This window comes from Nioella sp. MMSF_3534 (assembly GCF_030732985.1).
In the GTDB taxonomy this organism is placed as follows: Bacteria; Pseudomonadota; Alphaproteobacteria; order Rhodobacterales; family Rhodobacteraceae; genus Nioella.
Map to the genome: position 1 here is coordinate 41,828 of NZ_JASHJX010000020.1, position 20,315 is coordinate 62,142.

Here is a 20,315-nt window from a genome sequence, read left to right on the forward strand (position 1 = left end):
CATCAGAGCGCCGACAGGAAATCCGGCGTCAGCACGGCGTCGAAGACATGGGCCGTGGGCCCCGTCATCCAGACGCCATCCTCGCGCCAGTCGATATGGATGGTGCCGCCGTCCAGCTCGATGGTGACGGTGCGACCCGTCAGCCCCCGGCGGGCGGCAGCAACGGCGGTCGCGCAGGAGGAGGAGCCGGAGGCCAGCGTCACCCCCACACCCCGTTCCCAGACCCGCATGCGCAGATGATCCGGCCCGATCACATGGGCGAACTGCACATTGGTGCGCTTGGGGTAAAGCGGGTGATGTTCGATCTCGGCCCCGCGCGCGGCAAGGTCCACCGCCTCGGCATCCTCGACGAAGAAGGTGCAATGCGGGTTGCCCATGCCGGTCGCGGTTGGCGCGCCGTCGATCGGCAGCGCCAGCGTATCCATCTGATGGGCCAGGGGGATGTCCCGCCAGTCGAGCTGTGGAGCGCCCATATTGACCGAGGTCAGCCCGTTACCCGCATCCAACGCCTCCAGCAGCCCCCGTTCGGTGCGGATCGTCAGGGCGCGCGTCCCGGTGCGCCCCATCTCGTAGCGCGCCACGCAACGCGTGGCATTGCCACAGGCCCCGGCGGTGGAGCCATCGGCGTTGTAGAAGATCAGGGACAGGTCCGCCCCGTCATCGGAATGAATCACCGCCAGCTGATCGAATCCCACCCCCCGATGACGATCCGCCAGCGCAGCCGCCAAGGGCGCGGTCATCGTCATGGCGGTCTCCCGCGCGTCGATCACCACGAAGTCATTGCCAAGCCCATGCATTTTCATGAAGGGCAGGCCGGTTATGGGTCCGTGTTCCACCATGCGCGGGCATATACGCCTTCGCCGGTCGATTTGAAATCCCAAAGGAAAGATTTCTGCTTGACGCCCCCGGATCGGGTTTATAGAGAAGCCGCCTGTAGCGGGGGTCGCAAGACTGCGCTGCATCAGAGTGGGCCGTTAGCTCAGTTGGTAGAGCAACTGACTTTTAATCAGTGGGTCGCAGGTTCGAATCCTGCACGGCTCACCACTGAAATCCTTAAATATCAATGAGATGTGCATCACGGCTTTACTTCGGATGGTCGTGCTTAGAAGCCCGTGGAAGCAGTGTGGAAGCAAGCGCCTGCTCCATATCCGTTGCAGAATTGCAACGCCACCGACTCGAGCATTCGCCTCGGGAAAGTCAAGCCAACAGAGTTCGCTGATCAACGATGTCTCCGTGCCCGTTGGCCTGCGATGACTTGGACGCGAGTGTAGACACGCACTTCATCAACAGCAGACATTTCACAAGAGCTTCCGGGCGGGAACCAGGCTTTCGCTGCGTTTGGCACGAAGGTCTGCTCTCGGGCGCTCCGAGGAAAACAGAAGTGACCGTTTGCATAGGCTGCGCAGCTGCCCACTCATGCTTCAAGTAAGTCTTGAATCCAAGGATGTCTGCTGTCCCGCTCAGCACGCAACAGAAAGTGCTTTTCACCGCTGTACTCTGCTGAACGATCCATAGCTGTAAGGATCTCCGCAGCCTTTCGCTTGAAACTCTGGTGGCCTGCTAGCTCTGTTTCTAGTTGCAGATACAGTTGTTTGGCTTCTTTAACCAGTTGGACAAAATGAACAGCTTCCGCATGCCTTGCTTTGCAAGTTGGCTCGTGATGCAAATGGAAAATCTTAATTGATTCCTCGACTCGTTGTTTGTCGGTCTCATCCTGAGAAGTTGAGCACGGTTTACCATTTTCGAGCTGGCACCCAAGCAGCTTCCAATCAGTAGGATCACAAGGGTCAAGGAGAACAGGAAATTCTTCGTCACAAGGCCCCTCGTTGTAAACCCTCTTTGATTCATCGAGCAAGGGGAAGCGGTCAGCCTTGCCCCCTTCGGTGTCGCCCTTCACATTTACTCGGCGCTCATTGCAGTACCTGCAGGAGTAGCGAAAATTATTTAAATCAAATGCGAGCCATCTATAACCAGAGTGAGGATTTATTGCATCACGGACTCTGCCTTTCGGGCGATAGTGATCGACCGCATTATCGTCCCGCACACACTTTGTTTCACAATACCAGCATTTCTCATTCGGGAATAAGTCGGCCATATTGTGTTTGAGATCTCTCCAAACGTCTGCATGGTCATCAAGACTATCACCAGCCTCTACAGCTGCTTTAGCTGCAGCGGCTCTTGCGTACCAGCCATCGGGGAGCGTAAGACGATTGATATTAATGTATCTCAATTGCTCGCCTCAGGGTTGGACGCTTCTTCTTCGAGTAGTTCGGAAATGAGTCTTGCCGCAATCTCTTCCCGTTCCGAGCGGGACAGCGACACTGTATTGTCGACTAGCGCATCAATGTCATCGGTCTCAAATCGCTTGCGGAGATGAGCTCCTCGAACTTGAAGGTAGCGCGAGTATTCAGCATCGGGATGAAAGAAGCGAAAGCCAAGGCGGTCAAGTTTCTCATTGATGTCATCGAGTGCCGCCTGCTGATCCTTCGTTAGCTGCTGAAAGCCTGCATATATTCGCTGCTGTTCGAGCAACTCTTGAGTGGGTTGGTCGAGCGTTGATGCGATACCGAACATGTCGCTTGTAACAATTGCGGCATATCCAAGTCCCCTGGGATCCTGTTCGGGATGCATAGCGACAATCTGCCGACCGTCTTCTAACTTTGACAAGCGAAGAATTTGGACTTGCTCTTTGACCAATTCGGCAATTGACATGGGGTTGTGAGTGGTCAGTAGAATATGGCTGTCGTCGCGCTTTCCGCCATCCTTACCTGCGAACCTCCGCAAATATCCCAAATAATCGACAGCCCAACGCGGATTGAGATGTGTGTCTGGTTCGTCTAGGAGGAACAAGCTTTCGCTTTCTGCAGTAAATTTGAGCAGGCCAAGAACCGTGAAGAGTTGCTGCTCACCTTCGCTCAATTCGCGAAAGGTGACCGTGCCGTCATCTCCTTTAAGCCGCACCCTGATGCGCACTTCCTCAATCAGTTGAGAAACATGGGTGCTTTCTAGGTCTCGGAAGAACTCAGCGGGTCTTTGCTCCCCGACCAGCCGCTTCAACGACGCGATATCCTTTATAAACAGATACTTGAACTCGAGCGTCTTGTTGTTCCAAAGAGAAACCGGAACGCTTCTGCTAGTCTCAATAGGAGCAAGAGCAATATCTTGGAGGCGATCCAAGAAATCAGCGACGACGCCCTTCGCATACCAAAATCGTGGGTCTCCTTCTTTGGACTTCCAAGGAGGCTGCCGCAGAACGAAAAGTACCGACTCAATTCCCTCCTCCGGATCGATACCCAGGTGTTCGGTCAGAAAGTCGCGCACGTCGTCAGATTGCTGGATCAAGAACGCCAAAAGGACAAACTGGCTATGCACGGGTAAAGCATAGAACAGGCGCTTCAATCCAGGATCCTTGCCTTGCCGGAGCTGCTTATCGAAGCCTTCTAGGTATGGCTTGAATACCTCGTGGAGCCGCTCACTCTCGCCCGAATAATAGCCGAAGACATAGTGGGGCAGATGTTTGGTTGGCTCGTCAAAGAATGCCTTGAGCGTTTTTTTTTTCCTCTCATCGGCGACGTTTCTAGCTCATCTTCTATGAAAGGAATAAGTGTCCCGTCGCCCCTTGCTTCGCTTTCGGTAGCAACATGGATCATGAGCGGTTCCCGGGCACGATCAGGATCCGCGTCGACATTGATATATAAAGTGTCTTCGCTGCTGCCCATCCGGTATGTCAGGTTATACGCGAAATCTGGCTTGCGATTACCTTGGATTAGATCGCGAAATATTATGGTCAGTGCTTCAAGGACATTGGATTTCCCAGTACCATTCCAACCGATCACAACGGTGATCCAGTGGTTCTGATCAAAATCGATTGTGACATCTTTCAGGTTCTTGAACCTGTGGGTTGGGCTATCCTTGGGACTCCCGATAGTGATCTTATCCAAGCGCATGAGCGTTAGGCCGCCTTCAGGCGAAGGCGATCATGAAGCTTGCGCCCTTGCTCATCATTTACCGCCTCTGTCTCCAGTTTGCCGTCTTTGTCCAAGCGTCGAAGTTCGGCATAGAGCGCTTCAACTTCCTCTGTTGAAGCGCTAGGCCCTATCCCACAACGCTGAAATGCGTCCTGCGCAGAGATCCAATCTCCGGCTTCGGACAGAGCCTCTTGAAGGTTTTTTGCATTCATCTTTATCTCCCCAGCGGTCGTCGATAGTCTCGTTTTGCGAGCCTGCTTCTCTTTTCGTGCGGCGGCAAGCTCTGCCTTCGTTCGCTCAAGCAAATCGCTTGCAGGTTCATCATTCGGATCTTGAGGGACGAGTTCGCCACGGAACGCTTTTTCAAGGATTGCGGCATTGAGTTTCGGAACCAACCTCTTAGCGGCAGCGTGCTCAGTGGCAACGCGGTCCAGCCACGCAAATGTGACCTCTATCCGCCGAACTATTTCGACTGCCTCGTCAATTGGAGGGACCGGAATAGGTAGCGCAGATACCTTCCTTTTGCTGATCGACGCGAGGTTGGTTGTCTGTTTGCCCTGATCTATAAAATACTGTTGACCGTTTTCATTAGCGTAGTGTGAGATAAACTCTGGAGGGAAGGCTTCGTCATTCAAGCGAATGCGGAATACATGATTTTGGTGGATGCAGTTACGGACCTCTTCATGCCAGACCCAGCCTCTACCTAATTTGTCACGATCCCCGCCCTCATTCATGAGGATGTCTCCCTCTTGGAGCAATAGCCGATCTCGCTCCTGGGGCGTTACACGAATTGTCTTGATTTCATCGAGATCAAGCCATCCGCGCTGAACGTTTGCTACTCTTAAATAGGGCACTTCGACTAGCACTGCGTCTGAAGGACGTTTCTTCCCGACCTGAATGCCACCCTGGATATCACTTATCTCTCCCAGTGGCTTGATAACCCAATCTGGCGGAGAATCGATTCCATTTCCTTTAAGAGTGTCGTTTTTCTTCCGATAGTCTTTGGTCAAATCGCCGTTGAAAGCCATTGAGAGAATGGCGCTCTTGTATCGAGCGATGAGACTGGGGATGCGATCTAGGTCTTCGCAGGCGCGGGCAGTGCGTTCGGTCAACCTATCTACCTTCCCCACAATCCTTTGCTGCTCTGCAAGTGGGGGGATTGGAATTCGATGGTTCTTTAGCCAATCAGCAGGAACACGCTGCTGACCAACTGCACCAGACATGACGGTTTGCGCGCTAACCCGGAACGTCTTTTGCCGAATATAATACCATAAGTAGCGAGGCTTTATTGTCCCATTGGTGCGCAAAACATGGAACTCTGTTGAACCTAAACCAGTACCATTAGTCAGGTTACCAGCGACAGCCGATTTTCCGTTCTCCATTGAAGGCGTAATCTTTGCGAGAATAACGTCTTCGTCTCGGAAATGCGTGAAACCCCTTGAGACCTCATGATATGGCCTATCAATAGGCGCAGCTATTGTACCCGAAACTTCATCGACCGCGGCCATCGGGACGAACGACACAAGGTCATCGCCGCTCAGTTCTACGTTTTTTCGAGGGTTGACCTCGGCAATTTCCTCGATGGGAACATGCACCCAAGTCTTCGGAAGGGGACTCATACTTTTGAAGCCTCCGTTTCAGCTAACTCTTCTGTCACGGATTCAATCTCATCGAGTGCAGATCTGAGGTGGCCCAAAATCGCCGCTGCAATGTCGTCGAGATCGGTTGGGCCTTCATTGGCCTTTTCGTTGTCCTGACGCAACCAACTGATGTCTAGATTGTCGTTTCCCTTGGCAATCTCTTGGCGCGTGAATTTGCGGAAGCGACCTTCCGCTCCTTCATCCTTGCGCCGTGAGTTCCCAAATGCATCATCGCCAAACGCCTTGATGAAGGAATCAAAGTCCTTACCGGTGAGGGGACGTGTTTTGCCGAAGCTCGGCATCTTCGCGCGCATGTCATAGAACCAGACCTCTTTTGTCGAGTTGGTTGCTTCGTCGCCGATTTTCGTGAAGAAAATCACGTTTGTTTTGACGCCTTGCGCGTAGAAGATTCCGACCGGTAGCCGCAAAATGGTGTGCAGGTTGCACTGGTCCATAAGCCAACTGCGGATCTCGCGTCCGACGTTCTCTTCAAACAGAACATTGTCCGGCAACACAACAGCAGCTCGACCGTTGACCGGCAACGACTGAACAATGCGCTGAAGAAAAAGTAGCTGCTTATTTGATGTTCTGAAAGGCAAGTCATCTCGACGCGCCCTTGCACCCCCAACGCTGGTACCGAAGGGCGGATTGGCGATAATCACGTCTGGTGAAGCGAACTCTTCAGCATCGTGTGTCAATGCATCGCCATGTATGACTTTTCCGTCCATTCCATGCAAGAACATGTTCATGAGGCACAAGCGGTACGTGTCCCCTTCGATTTCGACCGCTTGGAAGTGGGGTGGATTGCGAGCATAGACGGCGTCATCGTGTTTTTCGATGATGTATGATTGCGCTGAAATGAGAAATCCGGCCGTACCGGCAGCGGGGTCTTGAATTGTCTCGCCCAGATCCGGTTGAAGCACCTGAACCATCGCATCTACTAACGGTCGCGGAGTGAAATATTGTCCAGCGCCGGAGCGGGCTTCAGCTGCATTACGTTGAAGAAGGCTTTCGTAGACGGCACCGAGGCCATCCGAGAGAGCCTCGTGCCAATCGATTGCGTCGATACCCTCTACAACTTTGCGCAAATTCTCTTCATGATTGAATACCGTTGTCGGGAAACGAAATATTTCACGGACCATCTCTTCATTTGCATCTTCGCCAAGGCTGGTCAGCATTTTGCGGTAGTAGCTGAGCACGTTGGAGGCTGGCTGTAAGGTTAAGTCCTTCCAGCGACATCCTTCAGGCAGAAGGTCTTCCCTGCCAGTTTCAAAGGCTACCTTCAAGAAGAGTAAATAGGTGAGTTCTGACAGATACTTATGGTAGACAATCCCATCGTCACGAAGAACGTGACAAAGGGACCAGATCCGTTTCGATACTGCTGCGATAGACATGAACGCATGGTTACGATGCACTGACGAACGTCGCAATGGTTTTGACACTCCGATGTTCGGTCAATCGAATAGTTCGTGGCCTGTGATTGTGTACGGGCCTACGCCCAAACAGATTGAACTTGAAAGGCGCTAAGCGGACGTTGGCTCCAAAGGGAGGCAACGGCAGCTACGGGCCGGGAGACGCCATCCTACCAGCCCTGAGGAGCCAAAGTAGCGAAGACCGCAACCTCCGCAGCGAGCTTGCGTTGTCCACTCCTACCTGGCCACAGTCCCACAATACTTCGCCGCCGCCCCCTGGAACCGCTCATCGATCCCGCGCGGGTGCTGGTCGATGTAACCAAGGATCATGTTGGGCAAAGATTCGGTAAAGTCTTCAAAGCCGTCTGGCTCCAGGCCTTCCAGATAGGCCAGCGTCACGGAGTTCGCCACGATGAGCTTGAGAAGGTCGAGCTGCTTTTCGCGGAGATCAATCTCTCGCACCGCTTCCGGTGGCACCGTGCCTACATGCTCAAACAGACGGTTTGCGACGGCCTCCTGTGTGGTCGGCCAAAGCGGGTGGAGCAGCCAGCGAGAGCGGTTGCTGTCTGATGAAGGCACAGTCAGCGTCACATCCTGGGCAAGCTGATCCATCTCGGCTTGTAGGTGCTCATGCAGCGATCCCCACCCCCGAATGTCTTTGCGGTTTCGCAGGGCATCTTTCCCGAGACGCAGCTCAATGCGCCAAACTTGGCTTGTGGCACGATCTGACAAATCCAAAGGGCCGAGGCCTGCCGCCTGAAGGTTGGCGTTCCAGATCAAAGGCCATTCATGCTTCCGGCGCTTCATGACCTCTTCCCGCTTGTCGTAGACGATGACTTGCCGACCGGGCATTTTGCCGATGGTGACGGAAGTTGTGCGCCCGGAATGTCCGTTCATCTCTACCGTTTCAAACTCGGCAATCGCTTTTCGGTTGGCGCGAGAATGAAACACGAAGGCATCGGGATCGAGGACGAAGCCGGGCGACAAGATATCTACCGCGAAATCGACACGGTTGATGCTGACGCCATCATGCGGAAGCTGAAACCCGAGCTGGACCAACAGGGCATTGAGCTTCTGCCGCGTCCGGTCCAGACCATTCAGCGCCAGCTCTCGTGACCCGATGGAGACGTAGAGACCCCAAGGGTCCGACGCCCTGGGCTTCTTGGCGAACCAGGTGGCCCCAAACTCGTAAACCCGAAACGTGAACGCATTGCCGCCCCGCTTGCCGCTTTGGCCCGACTGGATGTCCAGCCCTGCAAAAGAGCCCCAGACATCCGTCATCAACTCCTGGGCCGTGGCCTTCCCTTCCTCCAGGAATTCCACCAACTCAATCGGAACCGTGGTCTTGAGCGCCAGGTCGATGCCATCAAAGCCAGTGTGAATAATCGTCATTTTCTTCTCCATGTATTTCTAGAGGGGGGTGCTACAAAGACCCCCCTTTGCCGCGTGGCGGTCGGCCACCCGCCCACCCGCGCGCCGCGCTCGCTACCTGAAGGCAGCGCAGCGCGCGCGTGGACGGCTGGCCTCGCGTTGGGTTTCGGTTTCAGGGTCATTGAGAGGTGTGCGCATTGCGTCGGGCATGCGCCCACGCGATGACTTCATCGCTGCGATAGCGAACGGACTGCCCAAACTTGTAGAAGCAGGGGCCAGAGCCTATGAAACGCCATTTCTGGATAGTGCGCACAGATTGGCAGAGAAAGTCTGCCACTTGCTGTTCTGTCAGGAAAAGCGGCGTTTGGTTCTTGGTTGCAGTAGCGTGCATGTGATCTCCATCGGTTGTGTCGATGGCGATCAGCTACGTTCAGCTTCGCTTATCAAGCCAGCCAGAACGCTTGAAATAAGTCCTAAGAATTCCGATGGGATTGTATAAGTTGCTGTTTTCAGGGAGTCTTTTTCGAACTTTCAGGGCAGCCGTGCGGATCCGCGTTCGCGCTATTTCTGGATCCGCTGCTTTACAAACACGTTCACACCAATCCGCAGCCTCGGTCAAAGGTTCACCCTGTTGCGTCCAGTCCAGCTTAAACGGACGGCGCAACAGCCTTACCCAGACCAAGAAGGCTTGAAGCAGGAGGCCGTCTAGGGCGTCATCACTGGTGCGTCCGGTCTTGCGTAGACTGTTTAGGCTCAGTTCAATCGTATCCTTAGTTTTGGACAAATCGCGTTTGATCTTGTCGAGGCGAACTTTCCGGTCAGGTTTTCCGAGCGGGACTCCCGTTCTCTCAAGCGCCTGCTGGAAGGTTCGCCGGTTGATGAAGAATCGGGTGTCTTCTGACAGATCATTTAGTTGAGCGGATAACCTGTTCGTTAACTTTAGCGCTCGTTCAAGTTCGCCCTTGGCCGCTTTCTTGTCCCGTTGGGCGCGTTGAATCTCTTCGTTGTAGTTTAGTGCTGCTTGCTGGAGCGAAAGCTGAACAACGATACGTATCGGCCAATGCCGTCCATGTGGATAGAGCTGGCGTGCAAGCTCTGAAATCCGTTCTTTGACTTCCTGTTCGAGCCGAATCTTCACTTCACCAACCTCAATTTTCCCGACCCACCTGGTCGCGTTGGTGGTGTACCAAGTGACGCAAAAATGGCTGCACTATTCTGTTCGGCGGCGGCGCGGATTGGGTCGTCGGCAAGGTGGGCATAGCGGAGTGTCGTCTGCAGTTGCGTATGGCCAAGCAAGCGCCCAACCATCTGAATTGGCATCCCTCCAGACACTGCAATCGAGGCATAGGTATGACGCAAATCGTGAATGCGCACGTCATCGAGGCCAGCCTTTTCGCGGATGCGCCGCCATGGGTGTTGAAGGTCTGTTATGTGGGCGTTGGGAAGCTTGCCTTCGATGATAAACGGATGGCCAGCGGTGCGCGGCAGTGTAGAGAGAACGGCGCGGGCTGCATTCGGCAGTGGAATGCAGCGCCGACCAACCTTGCTATCCGGCAACTCTAACCCGCGTTCGGTGACGTAGTCCCACCTTGCGGTCTGGATCTCCATAAGACGACACCCGGTGAGCAGAAGCAGTCGGAAAGCCGCAGTTACATGGGGTGTTTCCGATCCATCCTGTTCAGTTTGCAGTAGAACATCACCAAGGCGCTGGATCTCGGCTTGGGTCAGAAACCGCTCGCGGCGGTTCTCTTTATACTTCGGGATATGACGGCACGGGTTGGTGCCATCCGGACGAAGACCCCACATCTCCGCCATGTTGAACATCTTCGACAGGACCGACAGCATCCGGTTTGCTTGGATCGGTGTTTCCTTGAACCGGCAATGCAGGTTCGCAATGTCCTTACGATGAAGGTCGGCGATTTTGAATCGACCGAGCGCTGGTTTGATCCGGTTGCGTATATGCGCACGGTAGTCGCGCGCACTTGCTGGCTTCAAATGCACATTGACGTGGATTTCCAAGAACCGGTCACAGAGGTCGCCCATCGTCTGTGCCATGCGTTCGAGGGCGATTTCCTCGATTGGATCAGAACCACCCGCGACCTGGCCCAACATCTCGCGTGCCTTGTTGCGGGCTTGTTCGGTGCTGACCGTTCCGTGACGTCCAAGAGACGCACGCCGTGTCCGAGCACCTTTGCGGTACTGTACCTGATACGTCTTCGAACCACTTGGCATTACACGGACACCGAAACCCGGAAGAAGCGTGTCCCAGACGAAATAATCGCTCTCCTTTGCTGATAAAGCCGTGACGCTGCGCTGTGTGAGTTTGGGCATGTTCTTACCTCCTAAAAACGGCCCAACTGGTGGAAGCACTATGGAAGAGCGGGGCCGGAAAACGTGAGGTAAGCGGTAGTATCAATGGGTCGAAGCGGTCAAGAATACCATATTAAATACAGTAAGTTAGGGCACTGAGGCGTAAGAAGGCGAAAGGGCTTTGGTGTAGCTTTTAATCAGTGGGTCGCAGGTTCGAATCCTGCACGGCTCACCACTGACATTCCTTTAGGTCAATGCCGTGTAGACCATGTTTTTCGTTTGCGCGGTCGTGCCCGGACGCCAGTGAAAGCAAGCGCCCGCTCCATAGATGTGACTGAATTGCAACCTACCGAGTCGTGCATTCGACACGCGTAGGTCATGCGCTTGGGATCGTCGGCACATGCACAGCGCGACAGAACCGAATGGCTCGACTGAAGCGCTTTATGCGCATAGACTATGGTTTCAGTCTCGCAAGTGCCGGTAGCCGCCATGGCCAGGATCGCCGTTTTGGGCTTTCTCCTCGAAAGCAACCGGTTCGCGCCGAGGACGCATCGCGCCGATTTTGACCGTCGAACATGGCTTGAAGGGCAGGAGATCCTGACCGATGCCGCCAGCGATGCGCCGCGGCAGGGGGCTGAGATCCCGGCGTTTCTGGAGGAGGTTTGCAGCCACCTGCATGCGGAGGTGCTGCCCGTTCTTGTGGCTGGTGCAGAGCCAGGTGGCCCGTTGGGCGAAGACGTGCTGCGTACTGTTCTGGGCATGGTGCGTGGTCGATTGGCTGACCTTGGGCCGATTGACGGGGTTTATGTTGCCAGCCATGGCGCGATGGTCGGCGTAGAGACTCTCGACCCCGATGGCGCTTTTCTAGAGGTCATTCGAGAGGCCGTCGGGCCGCATGTGCCTGTCGTCGCGACGCTTGATCTTCATGCAAACCTTTCCGACAGGATGGTCCGTGCCGCCAATTGCCTGATTGGCTACCGCACCAATCCCCATGTCGATCAGGCACAGGTTGCAAGAGAGGCCGCGATCATCCTTTCCCGCATGATCAAGGGAACCAGGTTCCACATGCGCCATCTGCGCCTGCCAATGACACCGGCCAGCGTGACCTTGCTGACAGATGGTTCGGGGCCCTATGCCGAACAGGTCCGGGAAGCGGCCCGCCTTACGGATGCTCATGGGATTGTCGCGAATGCCACCGTGCTTGGCGGGTTTGTCTATAGCGATACGCCCGACAACGGTGTGGCTGTGCTTGTCACGGCGACGGACCGAACCGTTGCTGAGCGCGAGACCGCACGTCTGGCCGGGCAGCTTTGGGCCGAAAGACACCGGTTCACGCGGAGCCTGACATCAATCGCGGATGCCATTCAAGCGGTCACCGCTGCGGACGGCGCGCGATGGATCCTGTCGGATGCTGGTGACAATCCCGGCGGTGGCGGCCTCGGGACATCCAGCGATCTCTTGCAGGCCCTGATCGCAGCCAAGGCCGATGATGTACTCTATGGGCTTTTCATCGACGCGGACCTCGCGGCCGAAGCCGCCTCTGCCGGGTTAGGCGCGAGGTTCACCGCGCGGTTCCTGCGCGGCGGGTCCGACGGATTCGGCGTGCCGTTTGCCGTCGAAGCGGAGGTTGTTGCCCTGAGTGACGGATGCGTCGTAGGGCGACGCGGGCTCGTCGCTGGCCGACGCGTGGATCTGGGGCCGACAGCTGCCTTGAGAATCGAGGGCGTGACCGTGGTTGTCGCCAGCAGCCGCAAGCAATGCGCCGACCCGATCTATTTCGAGCATCTCGGGCTCGATCCAAGGGATTTTCGGGCCCTGGTCGTCAAAAGCCGCGGCCATTTCCGCGCGGGGTTCGACGAGTTCTTCACGCCGGAACAGGTGCTTGAAGTGGACACGACGGGTCTGACCAGCCCGGTTCTGGGCAATTTCGTTTTCAGCGGTTTGCCGCGCCCTGTCTATCCGCTTGATGCGGATGCCGTCTGGTCACCGCCTGACTGGGCCATCCCGTATCTCGAAGCCCAGGAGCTGTTACCATGAGCTATCGTATCGCCCTAGCCGGGCTGCATATGGAATGCGCGACCTTCCTGCCTCATGTCACCGGTCATGACGTGTTCGAGGCGGGAACCAAGCGCGGCCCGGATCTTGTCGAGACCTTTCACAACTCCAACACCGTCATGGGAGGCTTCCTGAGGGTCCTTGATGAGGCCGGGGCGGAGCCCGTCCCGATCCTTCATGCCGATGGCGGGGCCGCAGGGTTGGCCGATCAGGCGGCGGTCGCGGCCTATCGTCAGGAAATCGTGGACGGCATTGGTGCCGTTCGGGGCAGTGTTGATGGGGTTTTGTTGCATCTGCACGGGGCGATGGTCACCCAGGACGAATTGGACCCGGACGCGCGCACGCTCGACGCGATCCGACTGACTGCCGGACCGCATATGCCGATCATGGTTGCACTGGATTACCATGCCAATCTGGACGCGCAGTCTATCGCGGGGGCGACGGCGGTATTCGGCTATCGGTACTCTCCTCACATTGACATGGGGGCAACGGGCGAACGCGCGGCGCGATGCCTGTTGAAGACCCTGAGGGGCGAAATTCGCCCCGCCATGGCTTTGGCCAGGCCGGGGTTGATCCTGCCGTCCATCTTTTCCGCAACGGATCTCGTCCCCCTCAAGGGCCTTGTCGAGAGGGCAAAACGTGCCTCTGACGACGCCGCCGGATATCGGGACGTGTCGCTCTTTGCCGGGTTTGCCTATGCGGATGTTCCCAATTGCGGGGCATCGGTCGTGGCGGTCGTCGATGGAACAGGGGAGGAGGCGCAGGCCTTGGCAGACGACCTTTCGGATCAGGTCGATCACCACAGGCAGGCCCTTGCCGCTCCCGTTCCTGTCTATGGGCTGGAAGAGTGCATTGAAAAAGCGTGCGCCATCGCGGGTGCGTCGGATCGTCCGGTTGTCATCCTGGAACATGCAGACCGCGCAAATGACAGCACCCATGGGTTGCGCCACTTGCTGGCCCTTTCCGACCAGATGCGGATTGCGGTGCCCTTCCTCTGGGATCCGGGGTCGGTGGCAGAGGCCATCGCGGCCGGTCAGGGCGCGGAGGTTGCGCTGTGCCTCGGGGGGCATTCCGCCCCGAAAGCTGGCGGTCCGATCCGCGTGACGGCACGGGTCGATGCCGTGAAGCGGGATTTCAGATATCGCGGCACCGGAGAGATGCGGGCGGGCAGCGAGGTTCGCCTGGGGGACAGCGTTCTGCTGGATGTGGGCGGTATGAAGATCAGTGTCACGAGCCTGTCACAAAGTGCGATCGACTTTGACCCGTTCTTGCAGTTCGATCTCGATCCCAAGGCGTTCGACATTGTCCTGCTAAGGTCGAAAACGCATTTTCGGGCCGCCTGGGACGGCTTCGCCGCCGCAATCGTCATCATCGACACAGCGGATTACGGGCCGGCGGATATCTCCAAACTTCCTTATGAACACGCGCGCCCATAACCCGTCAGGCGACGCCAAGCCCTTCTATTGATCCGGTTTCCTGGTGCCCTGCATCAGCCGAAGGGAAAAAAATGCTACCCGTATCCGGAAAATTGCGTCTAACGTGAGCCATGCCTGAAAAAAGGTGCCCCCAAGAGCACCCCTCGAAAAAGGCATCGAACCGTTGAAAACAGGGAGTTAATGCAATGTGGAAGTCATTGTCTGCCGCAACGCTTGCGGCGGGGATGGTTTTGGGCACAGTCGCCCATGCCGAAGATATTACGATTGCGGTGGCGTCCGAGGTCACGGCCATGGACCCGCACTACCATAACACCGGCAACAACAACCAGATCGTGGGGCTGATCTACGATCGCCTTCTGCATCAGGACAGCAACCAGCAGCTTGGGCCGGGCCTTGCCGTCGAGTGGGGACCGATTGCCGATGATGTCTGGGAGTTTCAGCTTCGTGAAGGCGTGACCTTCCATGACGGCTCTGCCTTCACCGCCGAAGACGTGGTCTTCAGCTACGAGCGTGTGCCGAACGTGCCCAACAGCCCGTCGTCTTTCGCGACCTACACTGCGGGCATCGCCGAGATCATCGTTGTTGACGATCATACCATTCAGTTCCGCACCAATGGTCCTTACCCGCTGCTTCCGATCGACCTGTCCACCATTCAGATCATCAGTTCGGAAAATCCCGAGGCAACAACGGAAGAGTTCAACGCCGGCCCCGCCAGCATCGGAACCGGCCCGTACCGCTTCGTCAGCTACACTCCAGGTGAAAGCATCGTGCTGGAAGCCAACCCCGACTATTGGGGTGGTGCTCCGCAGTTCGATACCGTCACCTATCGTCCCATCAGCTCTGACGCGGCGCGCGTCGCGGCGCTTCTGGCGGGCGATGTCGATGTGATCTCGGGTGTGCCGACATCCGACATCGAAACGCTTGAAGGCAACGAGGACATCGTTCTCAGCCAGGGCGTGTCGAACCGGGTGATCTACCTGCATATCGATAGCCGTCGGGTCTATTCACCTTTCGTAACGGACAACGACGGCAACCAGATCTTCAATCCGTTCCAGGACGTGCGGGTGCGGCGCGCCATTTCTATGGCAATCGACCGCGAAACCATCGTGGAAGAGGTGATGGAAGGTATCGCAATCCCCGCCGGCCAGGTGCTGCCGGAAGGGTTCTTCGGTGTCTCCGACAATATCGAGGTGCCGGAATACGACCCGGAAGGCGCGCGCGAACTGCTGGCCGAGGCGGGGTATCCGGACGGCTTCCGCCTGACGATCCACGGCCCGAACGACCGCTACATCAATGACGAGCAGATCGCCCAGGCAATCGCGCAGATGCTGACCCGTGTCGGCATTCAGACCGAAGTCGAAACCATGCCGCGGTCGGTCTATTTCGGCCGCGCGACAGGGGACGAGAACGGATCCGAGTTCTCCTTGATGCTGGTTGGCTGGGGATCGGGCACCGGTGAAGCCTCTTCGCCGCTGCGCGCGCTGTTGCACACGCGCGACGACGATACGGGCCTTGGCCGGACGAACCGTGGCCGCTATTCGAGCGCCGCGTTCGACGCAACCCTGCAACTGGCGCTGAACACCGTCGACGACGATCTTCGCCAGGAATTGCTGGCGCGGGCGACGGAAATCGCCATGCGTGAAATCGGGCTGATCCCGACGCATTTCCAGGTGAACACCTGGGCCACGCGTGCCGGACTTCGGTACATCCCGCGGACGGACGAATACACGCGTCCGACCAATGTGGTGATCGAATAAGTGACCTGATGCGGGCGGAGGGTTTCGGCCCTCCGCCCGTCCCTTGCCAAACGGCTGTTGAGTGTCCTCGGTTCTTGATGGGGACCACGTTAGGGACAGATCTGCGACCATGACGGTTTTCATAATCCGCCGATTGATGCAGAGCATCCTCGTCATCCTTGTCATGACGGTTCTCGTGTTCGCGGGGGTCTATGCAATCGGCAATCCGGTTGAAATCCTGATCAGCCAGGACGCCACCGAGGCAGAGCGGGCAGCCGCCATCGCCCGGCTCGGACTCGACAGAAGTCTGCCCGAACAATATCTCGCCTTTCTGGGCAATCTTGTCAGGGGCGATCTGGGCACCAGTTTCGTTTTTGGCGAACCGGCCCTGCAACTGGTGCTGCAACGCTTTCCGGCGACGATGGAACTTGCCATCTGCGCGATGATCCTTGCGATTTTCATAGGGGTTCCACTGGGTCTCTATGCAGGCCTGAAACCCGAAAGCATCGCTGGCCGGACAATCATGACCGGTTCGATCTTCGGGTTCTCGCTGCCCAATTTCTGGCAAGGCTTGATGCTTATCATGCTGTTTGCCGTGATCCTTCAATGGCTGCCCGCCGGTGGCCGGGGGGAGCGCGGCGAATTCCTCGGGATAGAAAGCAGTTTCTTTTCCTGGGATGGGATAAGCCATCTGATCCTGCCGGCGATCAATCTGGCCCTGTTCAAGACAAGCCTCGTCATCCGCCTGACCCGCGCCTCGGTGCGTGAGACGATCAATCTGGACTATGTGAAATTCGCCCGAGCGAAGGGGCTGCGGCCCCGCCGCGTCATTGGCCTGCATGTCCTCAAGAACATCATGATTCCGCTTGTCACCATCATCGGCCTGGAATTCGGCTCGGTCATCGCCTTCGCCGTCGTGACCGAGACAGTGTTCGCCTGGCCTGGTATGGGCAAGCTCATCATCGATAGCATCTTCCAGCTCGACCGGCCGGTAATCGTCGCCTATCTAATCGTGATTGTGTGCCTTTTCATCACCATCAACCTCATCGTGGATATCCTCTACGCAATTCTGGACCCGCGCGTCCGGCTTTCGGACCAAAAGGCATGAGCAGCATCGAGATCGACCCCGGCACCGCGTCGGCCCCCGACCAGAAACCGGTCAAGCCGGTGCCCCTTGCGGTGCGTATTGCGCGGGACTTCGTTGAAAGCCCGCTTGCTGTGCTCGGGCTGGTGATCTTGCTGTGTATCGTCTCAATAGCGATCCTTGCGACGGTCATCGCGCCTCAGAACCCCTACGATCTGTCCGAAATCCGACTGGAGGACAGCCGTCAGCCACCCGGTTCCCTTCGGATGACCGATCCGTGGGAAACCGATCTTATCCTCGCCATTGACCCGACGGCCGAAGGTCGAACCGAGATCACCTTCCCGGATGAGGCCCCCTTTGATGGCGCGGTGCTGTCCTGGACGCCGGTTGGCGACGAAAATGCCGTGGTGGTTCGCCTTGTCTTCGACCCGGCACTGGACAGTGTTCCGCTAGAGCCCCTGCGGCTCGATGAATTGCCGCGTGGCGCCGATCTGAATGTCGGGGAGAAGCATAGTTTCCGGTCGTTCTGGACTGTCGAGCCTGCGGATCTTGAGGAATTCACGATCTCCTCCGACCGTGCCCTGGATCAGCCCTTCGAGCTGGAGCTGGCCGTCCATGGGACCGAAGGCGAGACGATCATGACCTATTGGCTGGGGACGGATGGTCAGGGGCGCGACATGCTGTCGGCGATCATGTATGGCCTGCGGACCAGCCTTGCTGTCGGTGTCGTCTCCTGCTTCTTCGCCATGGTCATCGGCCTGAGCCTCGGCATGATTGCCGCCTTTTTCGGCGGCAGGATTGAAACCGTGATCATGCGCATCGTCGATCTTCAGCTCAGTTTCCCGACGATTCTCGTGGCCCTGATGCTGCTCGCAATCCTCGGATCAGGGGTCGAGAAGGTCATGCTGGCACTTGTAATCGTGCAGTGGGCCTACTTTGCGCGAACTGCCAGATCCGTGGCCCTTGTTGAGCGCAGCAAGGAATACGTGGAGGCCGCTCAGTGCCTTGCCCTGTCCCGCACCCGCGTCATCTTCCGGCATCTTCTGCCGAACTGCCTGCCACCAATCATCGTCGTTGCGACCGTGCAGGTGGCAAATGCGATTGCGCTGGAGGCGACCTTGTCATTCCTTGGGATCGGCCTGCCGGTGACAGAACCAAGCCTTGGCCTGCTGATCTCGAACGGTTTTGAATACATGCTGTCCGGTCGCTATTGGATCAGCGTCTATCCCGGCATCGCGCTGCTGATCACGATCATCGCCATCAACCTTGTGGGGGACCGTTTGCGTGATATCCTGAACCCGAGGCTGAACCGATGAGCCTGCTGAGCATCGACAACCTGAGAACCCATTTCTTCACCAAGGCGGGCGTGGTGAAGTCCGTTGACGGTGTCTCGTTCGATCTCGACCGGGGCGAGATCCTCGGCATCGTGGGAGAGAGCGGTTCGGGAAAATCCGTGACGGGCTTTTCGATCATGGGGCTGGTCGATCAGCCCGGCCGGATCGTGGAAGGGTCCATTCGCTTCGATGGTCAGGATCTGGTGGCATTGCCGGAACCGAAGATGCGCGACCTGCGCGGACGCCGGATCGCAATGATCTTTCAGGACCCGATGATGACGCTCAATCCCGTCCTCAGGGTCGATACCCAGATGATCGAAGCACTGCGGGCGCACGGAAAATGGACGGATGAGGATGCGCGGCAAAGGTGCCGGGACGTCTTGGGGCAGGTTGGCATTCCCAGCCCGGATGAGCGTCTGAAAAGCTATCCGCACCAGTTTTCCGGCGGCATGCGTCAGCGTGTGGCCATCGCGATTGCCCTTCTGCATCAGCCGGACCTGATCATCGCGGACGAGCCTACGACGGCGCTTGATGTCACCATTCAGGCGCAGATCCTCTACGAAGTTCAGAAACTCGTGGCCGAACATAACACGGCGATGATCTGGGTCACCCATGACCTTGCGGTGGTGGCTGGCCTCGCGAACCGGGTGGCGGTGATGTATGCGGGGCGGATCGTGGAGATGGGCACCACCGAAGAGGTCGTGAACAGGCCTTTCCATCCCTACACTTCCGGCCTGATCGGCTCTGCCCCGTCCCGGAATGCGCGTGGTACGCGGCTGACCCAGATCCGGGGGATGGCGCCCTTGCCGATGAACCTTCCGGCCGGGTGCGCGTTCCGGCCCAGATGCGACCGCGCCAGCGAGGCCTGTGCAGCGGCACCCGACGCCACCACGCCCGAGGGCGATCACCTGGTCCGGTGTCATCATCCCCTTGGCGTCGGACAGGACCGGGGGACGGCGGCATGACCACTCCGATCATTGAACTGGAAGCCGTGTCCAAGCGGTTTGTGAAGAAGCTCGACATTGCCGAGAAATTCGCCCGCCGCCTCGGGGCCAAGGTCGAGGAACACACGGTGCACGCGGTGGACAGCGTGAACCTGTCGATCATGCCGGGGGAAGTGGTGGGTCTGGTCGGGGAAAGCGGCTGCGGGAAAAGCACGCTTGGCCGCTGCGTGGCTGGAGTCCATCAACCCTCTGACGGTGTCATCCGGTATCTCGGACAGGATGTGCGAACCCTGCGTGGCAAGGACTTGCTGGAAAGCCGGTTGAAGGTCCAGATGATCTTTCAGGACCCCATGAGCAGCCTCAATCCGCGCCTGAAAGTGTCCGACATCATTAGCGAGGCCCCCCTTTTCCATGGCCTGATCAAACGCGGCGAGGTCGAGGATTACGTGGCGATGACCATGCAGCGGGTGGGGCTCGATCCGTCCTATCGTCATCGCTACCCGCATCAGTTTTCCGGCGGTCAGCGCCAGCGTATCGGCATCGCGCGCGCCCTGGCCGTGCAGCCGGATTTCATCGTCTGCGACGAAGCCGTCGCCGCGCTTGACGTGTCGATTCAGGCACAGGTTCTGAACCTGTTCATGGACCTGCGCGAGGATCTGGGGCTGACATATCTGTTCATCAGCCACGATCTGGGCGTGGTCGAGCATCTCAGCGACCGCGTGGTGATCATGTATCTGGGACGGGTCGTCGAAACGGCACCGACGGAAGAGCTGTTCGCGGCACCGAACCATCCCTACACGCAGGCCCTGTTGGCAGAGGCGCCACGCCTCGAAACGGACCGGCGGATCTACGCGCCCATCAAGGGGGAGATCCCGTCCCCTCTGGACCCGCCGAAAGGATGCCATTTCCATCCGCGCTGTCCGCATGCCACCGAACGCTGCCGGATCGAGGTGCCCGCGCTGAAGGAAATCTCGCCCGGCCGCACCAGCGCCTGCCACCTGAACGACGGATAAGGCCAGAGCCGG

At 57.4% G+C, this 20,315-nt stretch carries 17 protein-coding genes and 1 tRNA gene; 8 read left to right on the plus strand and 10 right to left on the minus strand.

The features are described from left to right. Positions 1 to 2: 2 nt before the first annotated feature. Positions 3 to 839, minus strand: coding sequence for a diaminopimelate epimerase (dapF, locus tag RBB16_RS10275; RefSeq protein ID WP_306046077.1), 837 nt, complete (start codon positions 837 to 839; stop codon positions 3 to 5). Positions 840 to 968: 129 nt separating this feature from the next. On the opposite strand from dapF, the gene RBB16_RS10280 reads away from it, so the two are divergent. Continuing rightward, positions 969 to 1,044, plus strand: a tRNA-Lys gene (locus RBB16_RS10280). A 370-nt stretch (positions 1,045 to 1,414) separates the two neighbouring features. Here the strand turns inward: RBB16_RS10280 and RBB16_RS10285 are convergent. From RBB16_RS10285 to RBB16_RS10320, 9 genes are all read right to left on the minus strand, one after another. Beyond that, positions 1,415 to 2,230 (minus strand): hypothetical protein, encoded by an 816-nt coding sequence (locus RBB16_RS10285; RefSeq protein WP_306046078.1) that lies wholly within the window; start codon positions 2,228 to 2,230, stop codon positions 1,415 to 1,417. Then, the gene (locus RBB16_RS10290) at positions 2,227 to 3,399 is read right to left on the minus strand and encodes an AAA family ATPase (RefSeq protein ID WP_306046079.1); all 1,173 of its coding nucleotides are present in this window, start codon (positions 3,397 to 3,399) and stop codon (positions 2,227 to 2,229) included. The genes RBB16_RS10285 and RBB16_RS10290 overlap by 4 nt, the downstream gene beginning before the upstream one ends. 41 nt (positions 3,400 to 3,440) lie before the next feature. Further along, positions 3,441 to 3,947 carry an AAA family ATPase gene (locus RBB16_RS10295; RefSeq protein ID WP_306046080.1) on the minus strand — a complete coding sequence of 169 codons (507 nt, stop codon included), beginning with the start codon at positions 3,945 to 3,947 and terminating at the stop codon, positions 3,441 to 3,443. A 5-nt stretch (positions 3,948 to 3,952) separates the two neighbouring features. Further along, entirely contained in the window at positions 3,953 to 5,563 is a 1,611-nt protein-coding gene (locus tag RBB16_RS10300; RefSeq protein ID WP_306046081.1) for a restriction endonuclease subunit S, read from the minus strand. A 20-nt stretch (positions 5,564 to 5,583) separates the two neighbouring features. Then, a complete protein-coding gene (locus tag RBB16_RS10305; protein ID WP_306046082.1) occupies positions 5,584 to 7,002 on the minus strand; it encodes an N-6 DNA methylase in 1,419 nt (472 codons plus the stop codon). 255 nt (positions 7,003 to 7,257) lie between these two features. Further along, positions 7,258 to 8,412, minus strand: coding sequence for a hypothetical protein (locus RBB16_RS10310; protein WP_306046083.1), 1,155 nt, complete (start codon positions 8,410 to 8,412; stop codon positions 7,258 to 7,260). A gap of 157 nt (positions 8,413 to 8,569) precedes the next feature. Then, positions 8,570 to 8,782 carry a helix-turn-helix transcriptional regulator gene (locus tag RBB16_RS20670; RefSeq protein ID WP_371931236.1) on the minus strand — a complete coding sequence of 71 codons (213 nt, stop codon included), beginning with the start codon at positions 8,780 to 8,782 and terminating at the stop codon, positions 8,570 to 8,572. Positions 8,783 to 8,821: 39 nt separating this feature from the next. Beyond that, the gene (locus RBB16_RS10315) at positions 8,822 to 9,529 is read right to left on the minus strand and encodes a hypothetical protein (protein WP_306046084.1); all 708 of its coding nucleotides are present in this window, start codon (positions 9,527 to 9,529) and stop codon (positions 8,822 to 8,824) included. Then, the gene (locus RBB16_RS10320; protein ID WP_306046085.1) at positions 9,526 to 10,722 is read right to left on the minus strand and encodes a site-specific integrase; all 1,197 of its coding nucleotides are present in this window, start codon (positions 10,720 to 10,722) and stop codon (positions 9,526 to 9,528) included. The genes RBB16_RS10315 and RBB16_RS10320 overlap by 4 nt, the downstream gene beginning before the upstream one ends. A gap of 468 nt (positions 10,723 to 11,190) precedes the next feature. On the opposite strand from RBB16_RS10320, the gene RBB16_RS10325 reads away from it, so the two are divergent. The 7 genes from RBB16_RS10325 to RBB16_RS10360 all read left to right on the plus strand — a co-directional run bounded on the left by RBB16_RS10325 (position 11,191) and on the right by RBB16_RS10360 (position 20,303). Then, positions 11,191 to 12,738 (plus strand): M81 family metallopeptidase, encoded by a 1,548-nt coding sequence (locus RBB16_RS10325; protein WP_306046086.1) that lies wholly within the window; start codon positions 11,191 to 11,193, stop codon positions 12,736 to 12,738. Beyond that, positions 12,735 to 14,192: a M81 family metallopeptidase gene (locus RBB16_RS10330; protein WP_306046087.1), complete on the plus strand. Its 1,458-nt coding sequence runs from the start codon at positions 12,735 to 12,737 to the stop codon at positions 14,190 to 14,192. Before RBB16_RS10325 ends, RBB16_RS10330 begins: the two co-directional genes overlap by 4 nt. A gap of 185 nt (positions 14,193 to 14,377) precedes the next feature. Next, complete coding sequence (locus tag RBB16_RS10335) at positions 14,378 to 15,949, plus strand: ABC transporter substrate-binding protein (protein WP_306046088.1); 1,572 nt, start codon at positions 14,378 to 14,380, stop codon at positions 15,947 to 15,949. A 109-nt stretch (positions 15,950 to 16,058) separates the two neighbouring features. Then, positions 16,059 to 17,036 (plus strand): ABC transporter permease, encoded by a 978-nt coding sequence (locus RBB16_RS10340; protein WP_306046089.1) that lies wholly within the window; start codon positions 16,059 to 16,061, stop codon positions 17,034 to 17,036. Beyond that, entirely contained in the window at positions 17,033 to 18,328 is a 1,296-nt protein-coding gene (locus RBB16_RS20675) for an ABC transporter permease (RefSeq protein ID WP_371931237.1), read from the plus strand. Before RBB16_RS10340 ends, RBB16_RS20675 begins: the two co-directional genes overlap by 4 nt. Then, complete coding sequence (locus RBB16_RS10355; RefSeq protein ID WP_306046090.1) at positions 18,325 to 19,311, plus strand: ABC transporter ATP-binding protein; 987 nt, start codon at positions 18,325 to 18,327, stop codon at positions 19,309 to 19,311. The genes RBB16_RS20675 and RBB16_RS10355 overlap by 4 nt, the downstream gene beginning before the upstream one ends. After that, positions 19,308 to 20,303 (plus strand): ABC transporter ATP-binding protein, encoded by a 996-nt coding sequence (locus RBB16_RS10360; RefSeq protein WP_306046091.1) that lies wholly within the window; start codon positions 19,308 to 19,310, stop codon positions 20,301 to 20,303. Before RBB16_RS10355 ends, RBB16_RS10360 begins: the two co-directional genes overlap by 4 nt. Positions 20,304 to 20,315: the final 12 nt, after the last annotated feature.